This is a genomic window from Achromobacter sp. NPDC008082 (assembly GCF_042957345.1).
Classification (GTDB): Bacteria; Pseudomonadota; Gammaproteobacteria; order Burkholderiales; family Burkholderiaceae_B; genus Achromobacter; species Achromobacter kerstersii_A.
Genome location: NZ_JBIBIB010000005.1, coordinates 141,088 through 154,373, shown reverse-complemented (window position 1 = coordinate 154,373; position 13,286 = coordinate 141,088). Strand labels below are relative to the sequence as shown.

Sequence of the window (13,286 nt, the reverse complement as noted above, 5' to 3'; positions counted from 1 at the left end):
TTTATGAAACCTGTTCCCGTTCTGTTGATTACGCACGACGACCTGCTTTGGCAGCATTGGCGCTCCCTGGATTCCACGCGCTGGCTGGCTGCCCGCGGGCGGGGTCTGGCTGACCTGCAACGCTGGCGCGAGCAAGGCCGCGTGGTGGCGGTGCTGGATGCCGACGTGCCGCGCCTGCCGTCCTGGCAAGACCCGGCCTGGTCTTCGTCCCTGGCGGGCTTGCATGTGGTCGTGGCCAGCCCCAGCCCAAATGACGAGCAAGGCACTCAGGCGCTGGGCGCGGGCGCCCACGGCTATTGCCACAGCTATGCCCCGACCGCGGCCTTGTCGCAGGCGCTTGAAGTGGTGGCCTCGGGCGGCATCTGGATGGGCCGGTCGCTGGTGACGCGCCTGCTCAAACTGATGACCGAACGCGCCCAGGATTCCCATTCCTGGGACAACGGCCTGCTTACCGAACGCGAAGTCACCGTTGCCCGCTACGCCGCCAGCGGCCAGTCCAACGCCCAGATCGCTGAAGCCCTGGGCATCACCGAACGCACGGTCAAGGCCCATTTATCGGCGGTTTTTGACAAGCTCAACGTCGCAGACCGCCTGCAACTCGCCCTGCTCGTCCATGGCATTTCCGCACCCGCAGACTCACGGAGCAAAATTACCTCTTGATATTGTCCTTGAGGACAATATGCCTCCCTTTGGGGCAAACCCTAGTATTTGGCCATCTTTGGATAACTCCCTGAAACGGAACCCACATGGCCACCTTTACCCCCGCCGCAGTTGTCAATGAAATTTCCGGCCGCGCGTGGATACGCAATAGCGACGGCTCGCTGACTGAACTGCATCAAGGCAGCAAAGTCCCTGCCGGCAGTGACATCGTCACGGCCTCGGGCGCCACGGTTTCCCTTCAGGTTGAAAACGGCATGCCGATCGTGATCGGTGAAAGCCGCGAGGTCGCCATCAACCAGGACCTCACCGGCCCGCTGGCCGATCCGAGCGAAGCGGCCGTGACGCCGCCCACCGGCACCGATTCCGACCGCCTGCTGGCAGCCCTGCAAGCCGGCCGCGACCCCTTCGACGAACTGGACCCCACCGCCGCCATCGTGGCCGGCGGCGGCGATGCAGGCGGCAGCAGCTTCGTGCGCCTGGCCCGCATCCTGGAAACCACAACCCCGCTGGACCTGGCCTACCCCAACCCCAGCCGCGGCGACGACACCCTGCCCCGCGCCTCGGCGGCGGGCGCCACCGGCGACAACACTGACGCCACCACCCCGCCGGCCGCGGCCAACACCGCGCCGTCGGCCTTGAACGACGTCAGCAGCGGCGGCCAGAACGCCGTCCAACGCGGCAACCTGCTCACCAACGACGCCGATCCCGATGGCGATCCCCTGGCCATCGTCTCCGTCAGCGGCCGCCCCATGACCGCGGGCGGCGTCACCGTCACCGGCAGCAACGGCGGCACATTCACCGTCTTGCCCGACGGCAGCTACACCTTCACGCCCGGCACCGGCTTCCAGAACCTGCCGGCTGGCCAAACCGCCACCACCACGATTTCCTACACCGTCACCGACCCCAGCGGCGCGACGTCCACCGCCACGGTCGAAGTCACGATCGTCGGCGTGAACGACCCCGCCCAGATCACCCCCGCCAACGCGGGCGATGACGCCGGCTCGGTCAAGGAAGACACCACCTTCACCACGAACGGCAAGCTCAATGTCACCGACGTGGACGACGGCGAAGCCCGCTTCGTCGTGCAATCCGGCCAGGCTGGCCAGCACGGCACGTTCTCGATCGACGCCAGCGGCGCGTGGGTCTACAACCTGAACAACAACGACGCCCGCGTGCAAGCGCTGGCCGTCGGCGAAACGCTGACCGAGACCTTCACCGTCACCACTGCCGACGGCACCACCGGCACGGTCACCGTCACCATCCAAGGCACGAACGACGTCCCCACGCTCAGCGGCCAAGCCGCCGGCGCCGTCACCGAAGACACCACGCTTGCCGCCACCGGCAAGCTCGATGTGGCTGACGTCGACACGTCCGACACGCACACGTGGACGGTCAACAACAATGGCGCCGGCCAGTACGGCGCGCTGACCATTGCCGCCGACGGCACCTGGACCTACAACCTGGCCAACACCAACCCGGCCGTGCAAGCGCTGGGCGCAGGCGAGTCGTTGACCGAAACCTTCACCGTCACGGTCAACGACGGCCACGGCGGCGTGACCACCCAGCAAGTCACCGTCACGATCAACGGCACCAACGACGCGCCGGTCATCAGCGGCCAAGCCTCGGGTTCCGTCACAGACGGCGCCACCACCAACGCCACCGGCCAACTGACCCAGACCGATGTCGACACGAACGACACGCACACCTGGACGGTCAACAACGGCGGCAAGGGCGACTTTGGCAGCTTCACGGTCGACGGTACAGGCAAGTGGACCTACACCCTGGACGACGGCAATACCACCGTCAAGGGCCTGAAAAGCGGCGAATCAATCACCGAGACCTTCACCGTCACGGTCGACGACGGCCACGGCGGGGTGACCACCCAACAAGTCTCAGTCACCATCAACGGCACCGACGACGGCGCGCAGGTGACTCCGTCCAAGCCGGGCGATGATTTGGGCTCGGTGACCGAAGACACAGCGCTGACGACGGGCGGCAAGCTGGACGTGAGCGATCCGGATGCGGGTCAGGCTTCGTTTAATGCCGTCACCGATCAGAACGGTGACCATGGCAAGTTCTCCATTGATGCAGAAGGCAAGTGGACGTACTCGCTGAACAATCTCGACCCGAAGGTGCAAGCCCTGGCGGTCGGTGAGACGTTGACTGAGAAGTTCACCGTCACGACGATTGACGGCACGAAGGCCGAAGTTGTTGTCACCATCAACGGCACGAACGATGATCCCAAGCTGTCAGGTGAACTGACCGGCACGGTGACCGAAGACGGTACCAAGACGGCCAACGGTCAACTCTCGGTCTCGGATGTCGACACTACCGACACCCACACCTACTCCGTGCTCGGTGCCACGACTGGCACCTACGGCTCCTTCGCCGTCGACGCAAACGGCAAGTGGACCTACACGCTCGACAACGACGCCGCCCAGGCGCTGAAGGACGGTGACGTCAAGACCGAGACGTACACGGTCCAAGTCAGCGATGGCCACGGCGGTTTCGACACGCAAACCATCACCGTCACGATCAACGGCGCCGACGACGGTGCGGTGGTGACCCCGTCCAAGCCGGGCGATGATCTTGGCTCGGTAACCGAAGACAAGACGCTCACCACCGGCGGCAAGCTGGACGTGACCGACCCGGATGCGGGTCAGGCTTCGTTCAACTCGGTAACTGACCAAGCCGGTGATCACGGCAAGTTCTCGATCGATGCCAACGGCAACTGGACCTACTCGCTGAACAACAGCGACACGAAGGTGCAAGCCCTCGCCGTCGGCGAAACGCTTACCGAGAAGTTCACAGTCACCACGATTGACGGTACGAAGGCCGAAGTCGTTGTCACCATCAACGGCACGAACGACGATCCCAAGCTGTCGGGTGAACTGATCGGTACGGTGACCGAAGACGGTACGAAGACCGCCAACGGTCAGTTGACCGTGAGCGACGTCGACACTTCCGACACCCACACCTACTCCGTCGTCGGCGCCACCACCGGCACCTACGGCTCCTTTGCCGTCGACGCGAATGGCAAGTGGACCTACACGCTCGACAATGACGCCGCCCAGGCGCTCAAGAACGGTGACGTCAAGACCGAAACCTACACGGTCCAAGTCAGCGACGGCCACGGCGGTTTCGACACGCAGACGATTACTGTCACGATCAACGGCGCCGACGACGGCGCGGTGGTGACTCCTTCAAAGCCGGGCGATGACCTGGGCTCGGTGACCGAAGACAAGACGCTCACCACGGGCGGCAAGCTGGACGTCACCGATCCGGATGCTGGCCAAGCTTCGTTTAATGCCGTCACCGATCAGAACGGCGATCACGGCAAGTTCTCCATTGATGCCGATGGCAAGTGGACCTACTCGCTGAACAACCTCGACCCGAAGGTGCAAGCCCTCGCCGTCGGCGAGACGCTTACCGAGAAGTTCACCGTCACCACGATTGACGGTACTAAGGCCGAAGTCGTTGTCACCATCAACGGCACGAACGATGATCCCAAGCTGTCTGGCGAACTGACCGGTACGGTGACCGAAGACGGTACGAAGACGGCCAACGGTCAATTGACCGTGAGCGATGTCGACACTACCGACACCCATACCTACTCGGTCGTCGGCGCAGCTATGGGAACCTACGGTTCTTTCGCCGTAGACGCCAACGGCAAGTGGACTTACACGCTCGACAATGACGCCGCCCAGGCGTTGAAGAATGGCGACGTCAAGACCGAGACCTACACGGTCCAAGTCAGCGACGGCCATGGCGGTTTCGACGAGCAAACCATCACGGTCACCATCAACGGCGCCGACGACGGCGCGGTGGTGACGCCTTCCAAGCCGGGCGATGACCTGGGCTCGGTGACGGAAGACAAGACGCTCACCACCGGCGGCAAGCTGGACGTGACCGACCCCGATGCGGGCCAGGCCTCGTTCAACTCGGTAACTGACCAAGCCGGTGATCACGGCAAGTTCTCCATCGATGCCGACGGCAAGTGGACGTACTCGCTCAACAACCTTGATCCGAAGGTGCAAGCCCTGGCAGTCGGCGAAACGTTGACCGAGAAGTTCACGGTCACGACGATTGACGGCACGAAGGCCGAAGTCGTGGTGACGATCAACGGCACCAACGACGATCCGAAGCTGTCGGGCGAATTGACTGGCACCGTCACGGAAGACGGTATCAAGACGGCCAACGGCCAACTCTCGGTCTCCGACGTTGACACTTCAGACACCCACACCTACTCGGTCGTGGGCGCCACCACTGGCACCTACGGCTCCTTCGCCGTGGACGCCAACGGCAAGTGGACCTACACGCTGGATAACGACGCCGCCCAGGCGCTCAAGAACGGTGACGTCAAGACCGAGACCTACACGGTCCAGGTCAGCGACGGCCATGGCGGCTTTGCCGAACAGACCATCACCGTCACGATCAACGGCGCCGACGACGGTGCGGTAGTGACTCCTTCCAAGCCGGGCGATGACCTCGGCTCGGTGACCGAAGACAAGACGCTCACCACGGGCGGCAAGCTGGACGTCACCGATCCGGATGCTGGCCAAGCTTCGTTTAATGCCGTCACCGATCAGAACGGTGATCACGGCAAGTTCTCCATTGATGCCGATGGCAAGTGGACCTACTCGCTCAACAACCTCGACCCGAAGGTGCAAGCTTTGGCGGTCGGCGAAACGTTGGCCGAGAAGTTCACGGTCACCACCATCGACGGCACGAAGGCCGAAGTCGTGGTGACGATCAATGGCACGAACGACGATCCCAAGCTGTCGGGTGAGCTGACCGGCACGGTGACCGAAGACGGTACGAAGACCGCCAACGGCCAACTCTCAGTCTCCGACGTCGACACTTCCGACACCCACACCTACTCCGTCGTCGGTGCCACCACCGGCACCTACGGCTCGTTCGCCGTGGACGCCAACGGCAAGTGGACATACACGCTCGACAATGACGCTGCCCAGGCGCTGAAGAACGGCGACGTCAAGACCGAGACGTACACGGTCCAAGTCAGCGATGGCCACGGCGGCTTTGCCGAACAGACCATCACCGTCACCATCAACGGCGCCGATGATGGCGCAGTGGTGACCCCATCCAAACCGGGTGATGATCTGGGCTCGGTAACCGAAGACAAGACGCTGACCACCGGTGGCAAGCTGGACGTGACCGACCCGGATGCGGGTCAGGCTTCGTTTAATGCCGTCACCGATCAGAACGGTGATCACGGCAAGTTCTCCATCGATGCCGATGGCAAGTGGACGTACTCGCTCAACAACCTCGACCCGAAGGTGCAAGCTCTGGCGGTCGGCGAGACGTTGACCGAGAAGTTCACGGTCACCACCATCGACGGCACGAAGGCCGAAGTCGTTGTCACCATCAACGGCACTAACGACGATCCGAAACTGTCGGGTGAACTCACCGGCACGGTGACCGAAGACGGTACGAAGACGGCCAACGGTCAACTCTCGGTCTCCGACGTCGACACTTCCGACACCCACACCTACTCCGTCCTCGGTGCTAGCACTGGCACCTACGGCTCCTTCGCCGTGGACGCCAACGGCAAGTGGACCTACACGCTGGATAACGACGCCGCCCAAGCGTTGAAGAATGGCGACGTCAAGACCGAGACTTACACGGTCCAGGTCAGCGATGGCCACGGCGGCTTTGCCGAACAGACCATCACCGTCACCATCAACGGCGTCGATGATGGAGCAGTGGTGACCCCGTCCAAGCCGGGTGATGATCTGGGCTCCGTGACCGAAGACAAGACGCTGACGACCGGTGGCAAGTTGGACGTCACCGATCCGGATGCGGGCCAAGCCTCGTTCAACTCGGTCACTGACCAAGCCGGTGATCACGGAAAGTTCTCGATCGATGCCGATGGCAAGTGGACGTACTCGCTGAACAATCTCGACCCAAAGGTTCAGGCCTTGGCGGTCGGCGAGACATTGACTGAGACGTTCACGGTTACGACGGTAGACGGCACGAAGGCCGAAGTCGTGGTGACGATCAATGGCACCAATGACGATCCCAAGCTGTCGGGTGAACTCACGGGCACAGTAACGGAAGACGGTACGAAGACCGCCAACGGTCAACTCGCGGTCTCCGACGTTGACACTACCGACACCCACACCTACTCCGTCCTCGGTGCAACGACCGGCACCTACGGCTCGTTCGCTGTCGACGCAAACGGCAAGTGGACCTACACGCTGGATAACGACGCCGCCCAGGCGCTGAAGAACGGCGACGTCAAGACCGAGACTTACACGGTCCAAGTCAGCGACGGCCACGGCGGTTTCGACACGCAAAGCATCACCGTCACGATCAACGGCGCCGACGACGGCGCGGTGGTGACCCCGTCCAAGCCGGGCGATGACCTCGGCTCGGTGACGGAAGACAAGACGCTGACGGCGGGCGGCAAGCTGGACGTGACCGACCCGGATGCGGGTCAGGCCTCGTTTAATGCCGTCACCGATCAGAACGGTGACCACGGCAAATTCTCCATTGATGCCGATGGCAAGTGGACCTACTCGCTCAACAATCTCGACTCGAAGGTGCAAGCCCTGGCGGTCGGCGAGACGCTTACCGAGAAGTTCACGGTTACGACCGTGGACGGCACGAAGGCCGAAGTCGTGGTGACCATCAATGGCACCAACGACGATCCGAAGCTCTCGGGCGAACTCACCGGTACGGTGACCGAAGACGGTACGAAGACCGCCAACGGTCAATTGACCGTGAGCGATGTCGACACTTCCGACACCCACACCTACTCGGTCGTCGGCGCAGCTACGGGAACCTATGGTTCTTTCGCCGTAGACGCCAACGGCAAGTGGACCTACACGCTGGATAACGACGCCGCCCAAGCGCTGAAGAACGGCGACGTTAAGACCGAGACTTACACGGTCCAGGTCAGCGACGGCCACGGTGGTTTCGACACACAGAAAATCACTGTCACCATCAACGGCGCCGATGATGGCGCGGTGGTGACCCCGTCCAAGCCGGGCGATGACCTGGGCTCGGTGACGGAAGACAAGACGCTCACCACCGGCGGCAAGCTGGACGTGACCGACCCGGATGCGGGTCAGGCTTCGTTTAATGCCGTCACCGATCAGAACGGCGATCACGGCAAATTCTCCATTGATGCCGATGGCAAGTGGACCTACTCACTCAACAATCTCGACCCGAAGGTTCAGGCCTTGGCGGTCGGAGAAACGTTGACTGAGAAGTTCACGGTTACGACCGTGGACGGCACGAAGGCCGAAGTCGTGGTGACGATCAATGGCACGAACGACGATCCGAAGCTCTCGGGCGAACTGACTGGCACGGTGACCGAAGACGGAACCAAGACCGCCAACGGTCAATTGACCGTGAGCGACGTCGACACTACCGACACCCACTCCTACTCGGTCGTCGGCGCAGCTACGGGTACCTACGGCTCCTTTGCCGTGGACGCAAACGGCAAGTGGACCTACACGCTGGATAACGACGCCGCCCAAGCGCTGAAGAACGGTGACGTTAAGACCGAGACCTACACGGTCCAGGTCAGCGACGGCCATGGCGGTTTCGACGAGCAAACCATCACTGTCACGATCAATGGCGCCGACGACGGCGCGGTCGTGACGCCTTCCAAGCCGGGCGATGACCTCGGCTCGGTGACCGAAGACAAGACGCTCACCACGGGCGGCAAGCTGGACGTGACCGACCCCGACGCGGGCCAAGCTTCGTTTAATACCGTCACCGATCAGAACGGCGATCACGGCAAGTTCTCCATCGACGCTGACGGCAAGTGGACGTACTCGCTCAACAACCTCGACCCGAAGGTGCAAGCCTTGGCCGTCGGCGAGACGTTGACCGAGAAGTTCACGGTTACGACGGTAGATGGCACGAAGGCCGAAGTCGTGGTCACCATTAACGGTACCAACGACGATCCGAAGCTGTCCGGTGAACTCACCGGTACGGTGACCGAAGACGGCACGAAGACGGCCAACGGTCAGTTGACCGTGAGCGATGTCGACACTTCCGACACCCATACCTACTCGGTCGTCGGCGCTACCACCGGCACCTACGGTTCCTTCGCCGTCGATACCAACGGCAAGTGGACCTACACACTCGACAACGGCGCCGCCCAAGCACTCAAGACCGGCGACGTCAAAACCGAGACCTACACGGTCCAGGTCAGCGACGGCCATGGCGGTTTCGACGAGCAAACCATCACTGTCACTATCAACGGTGCCGATGACGGCGCGGTCGTGACGCCTTCCAAGCCGGACGATGACCTCGGCTCGGTGACCGAAGACAAGACGCTCACCACGGGCGGCAAGCTGGACGTGACCGACCCCGACGCGGGCCAAGCTTCGTTTAATACCGTCACCGATCAGAACGGCGATCACGGCAAATTCTCCATCGATGCTGACGGCAAGTGGACGTACTCGCTCAACAACCTCGATCCGAAGGTTCAGGCCTTGGCGGTCGGCGAAACGTTGACGGAGACGTTCACGGTCACCACTATCGACGGCACGAAGGCCGAAGTCGTGGTGACGATCAATGGCACTAACGACGATCCCAAGCTGTCGGGTGAACTCACCGGCACGGTGACCGAAGACGGTACGAAGACCGCCAACGGCCAACTCTCGGTCTCCGACGTCGACACCACCGACACCCACGCCTACTCCGTCGTCGGCGCTACCACCGGTACCTACGGCTCCTTCGCCGTGGACGCCAACGGCAAGTGGACCTACACGCTCGACGATGACGCCGCTCAGGCGCTCAAGAACGGTGACGTCAAAACCGAGACCTACACGGTCCAGGTCAGCGATGGCCATGGCGGTTTCGACGAGCAAACCATCACCGTCACGATCAACGGCGCCGACGACGGCGCAGTCGTGACGCCTTCCAAGCCGGGCGATGACCTCGGCTCGGTGACGGAAGACAAGACGCTCACCACCGGCGGCAAGCTGGACGTAACCGACCCCGATGCCGGCCAAGCTTCGTTCAACTCGGTAACTGACCAAGCCGGTGATCACGGCAAGTTCTCGATCGATGCCAACGGCAACTGGACCTACTCGCTGAACAACAGCGACCCGAAGGTGCAAGCCCTCGCCGTCGGCGAAACGCTTACCGAGAAGTTCACCGTCACCACGATTGACGGTACGAAGGCTGAAGTCGTAGTCACCATCAACGGCACGAACGACGATCCGAAGCTCTCGGGCGAACTCACCGGTACGGTGACCGAAGACGGTACGAAGACCGCCAACGGTCAGTTGACCGTGAGCGATGTCGACACTTCCGACACCCACACCTACTCGGTCGTCGGCGCCACCACCGGTACCTACGGCTCCTTTGCCGTGGACGCAAACGGCAAGTGGACCTACACGCTCGACAATGACGCAGCGCAGGCGTTGAAGGACGGCGACGTCAAGACCGAGACCTACACGGTCCAAGTCAGCGATGGCCACGGCGGCTTTGCCGAACAGACCATCACCGTCACCATCAACGGCGCCGACGACGGCGCGGTGGTGACGCCTTCCAAGCCGGGCGATGACCTGGGCTCGGTGACGGAAGACAAGACGCTCACCACCGGCGGCAAGCTGGACGTGACCGACCCGGATGCGGGTCAGGCTTCGTTTAATGCCGTCACCGATCAGAACGGCGATCACGGCAAATTCTCCATTGATGCCGATGGCAAGTGGACCTACTCACTCAACAATCTCGACCCGAAGGTTCAGGCCTTGGCGGTCGGAGAAACGTTGACTGAGACGTTCACGGTTACGACGGTAGATGGCACGAAGGCCGAGGTCGTAGTGACGATCAACGGCACTAACGACGATCCGAAACTGTCGGGTGAACTCACCGGTACGGTGACCGAAGACGGTACGAAGACCGCCAACGGTCAGTTGACCGTGAGCGACGTCGACACTTCCGACACCCACACCTACTCGGTCGTCGGCGCCACCACCGGTACCTACGGCTCCTTTGCCGTGGACGCAAACGGCAAGTGGACCTACACGCTCGACAATGACGCAGCGCAGGCGTTGAAGGACGGCGACGTCAAGACCGAGACCTACACGGTCCAAGTCAGCGATGGCCACGGCGGCTTTGCCGAACAGACCATCACCGTCACCATCAACGGCGCCGACGACGGCGCGGTGGTGACGCCTTCCAAGCCGGGCGATGACCTGGGCTCGGTGACGGAAGACAAGACGCTCACCACTGGCGGCAAGCTGGACGTCACCGATCCGGATGCTGGCCAAGCTTCGTTTAATGCCGTCACCGATCAGAACGGTGATCACGGCAAGTTCTCCATCGATGCTGACGGCAAGTGGACGTACTCGCTCAACAACCTCGATCCGAAGGTGCAAGCCTTGGCGGTCGGCGAGACGTTGACTGAGAAGTTCACCGTCACGACGATTGACGGCACGAAGGCCGAAGTCGTGGTCACCATCAACGGCACCAACGATGATCCGAAGTTGTCCGGCGAACTCACCGGCACGGTGACCGAAGACGGTACGAAGACGGCCAACGGCCAACTCTTGGTCTCCGACGTTGACACTACCGACACCCACACCTACTCGGTGCTCGGTGCCACCACCGGCACCTACGGCTCGTTCGCCGTGGACGCAAACGGCAAGTGGACCTACACGCTGGATAACGACGCCGCCCAGGCGCTGAAGAACGGCGACGTCAAGACCGAGACTTACACGGTCCAGGTCAGCGACGGCCACGGTGGTTTCGACACACAGAAAATCACTGTCACCATCAACGGCGCCGATGACGGCGCGGTCGTGACCCCGTCCAAGCCGGGTGATGATCTGGGCTCCGTGACCGAAGACAAGACGCTCACCACCGGCGGCAAGCTGGACGTGACTGATCCGGATGCAGGTCAGGCTTCGTTCAACTCGGTAACTGACCAAGCTGGTGATCACGGCAAGTTCTCCATCGATGCCGATGGCAAGTGGACGTACTCGCTCAACAACCTCGACCCGAAGGTGCAAGCTCTGGCGGTCGGCGAGACGTTGACCGAGAAGTTCACGGTCACCACCATCGACGGCACGAAGGCCGAGGTCGTTGTCACCATCAATGGCACTAACGATGATCCCAAGCTGTCTGGCGAACTGACAGGCACGGTGACCGAAGACGGAACCAAGACCGCCAACGGTCAGTTGACCGTGAGCGATGTCGACACTACCGACACCCACACCTACTCCGTCCTCGGCGCCACGACCGGCACCTACGGTTCCTTCGCCGTGGACGCCAACGGCAAGTGGACCTATACCCTCGACAACGACGCCGCCCAAGCACTCAAGACCGGCGACGTCAAGACCGAGACTTACACGGTCCAGGTCAGCGATGGCCACGGCGGTTTCGACTCGCAGAAAATCACCGTCACCATCAACGGCGCCGACGACGGCGCGACCATCACGCCGTCGGTGCCGGGCGCGGACGCTGGAACCGTCAAGGAAGACACGACCTACTCCACCGGCGGCAAGCTGAACGTCACCGATCCCGATGCCGGCGAAGCCGTCTTCAAGGTTCAGACAAACGCGCCGGGTGAACACGGCAAGTTCTCGATCGATGCCAACGGCAACTGGACCTACTCGCTGAACAACACCGACACGAAGGTGCAAGCCCTCGCCGTCGGCGAGACGCTTACCGAGAAGTTCACCGTCACCACTGCCGATGGCACGACCGGCGTCGTCACGGTCACCATCCAAGGCACTAACGACGCCCCGGCCATCTCGGGCGCGGCATCTGGCGCCGTGACCGAGGACGCGGCGACCTCAATCTCTGGCCAATTGGCGGTCACCGACGTCGACACGAGCGACACGCACACCTGGTCCGTCAGCAACGATGGCAAGGGCCAATACGGCTCTTTCTCGGTCGACGCCAACGGCAAGTGGACGTACAACCTGGATAATGCCAGCGCCAAGGTCCAAGCTTTGGCCGCTGGCCAGCAAGTGACCGACTCCATCACTGTGACCGTCAACGACGGCCACAACGGCACGGCCACGCAGGTCATTACGATCACGGTGACCGGCTCCAATGACCTTCCGTCCGTCACGGGCGCGGCAACCGGAGCCGTCACCGAAGACCTGACCAAAACGACTTCGGGGCAATTGAAGGCCGTTGACGTCGACGCCACCGACACTCACACGTGGTCGATCCCCGGCGATGGCAAGGCCACCTACGGCACCTTCTCCGTCGACGCGACCGGCAAGTGGACCTACAACCTGGATAACACCAGCGCCAAGGTCCAAGCCCTGGCGGCTGGCCAGCAGGTGACCGACACCATCACCGTGACCGTCGACGACGGCCACGGCGGGACGGCGCAGCAGGTCATCACGATTACCATCACGGGTGCAAACGACGCGCCCACTATCACAGGCGCAGCAACCGGCGCGGTGGTTGAGGACGGTATCAAGACCATCAACGGCCAACTGACGGCCGTTGACGTCGACGCCACCGACACTCACACGTGGTCAATCCCCGGCGATGGCAAGGCCACCTACGGCACCTTCTCTGTCGACGCGACCGGCAAGTGGACCTACAACCTGGACAACACCAGCGCCAAGGTCCAAGCCCTGGCGGCTGGCCAGCAGGTGACCGACACCATCACCGTG

At 62.3% G+C, this 13,286-nt stretch carries 2 protein-coding genes; both read left to right on the top strand.

Annotation, left to right across the window (positions count from 1 at the left end; genetic code table 11):
• Positions 1–3 precede the first annotated feature (3 nt).
• The gene (locus ACFZAI_RS20425; RefSeq protein ID WP_391568641.1) at positions 4–660 is read left to right on the top strand and encodes a response regulator transcription factor; all 657 of its coding nucleotides are present in this window, start codon (positions 4–6) and stop codon (positions 658–660) included.
• A gap of 86 nt (positions 661–746) precedes the next feature.
• Positions 747–13,286, top strand: a 12,540-nt coding sequence (locus ACFZAI_RS20420) for a retention module-containing protein (RefSeq protein WP_391568640.1), incomplete at its 3' end; no start/stop codon positions are given.

What these genes read in the sequence shown, in the direction of transcription:
- ACFZAI_RS20425 (WP_391568641.1), top strand. Translation starts at nt 4, where the DNA reads ATGAAACCTGTTCCCGTTCTGTTGATTACGCACGACGACCTGCTTTGG.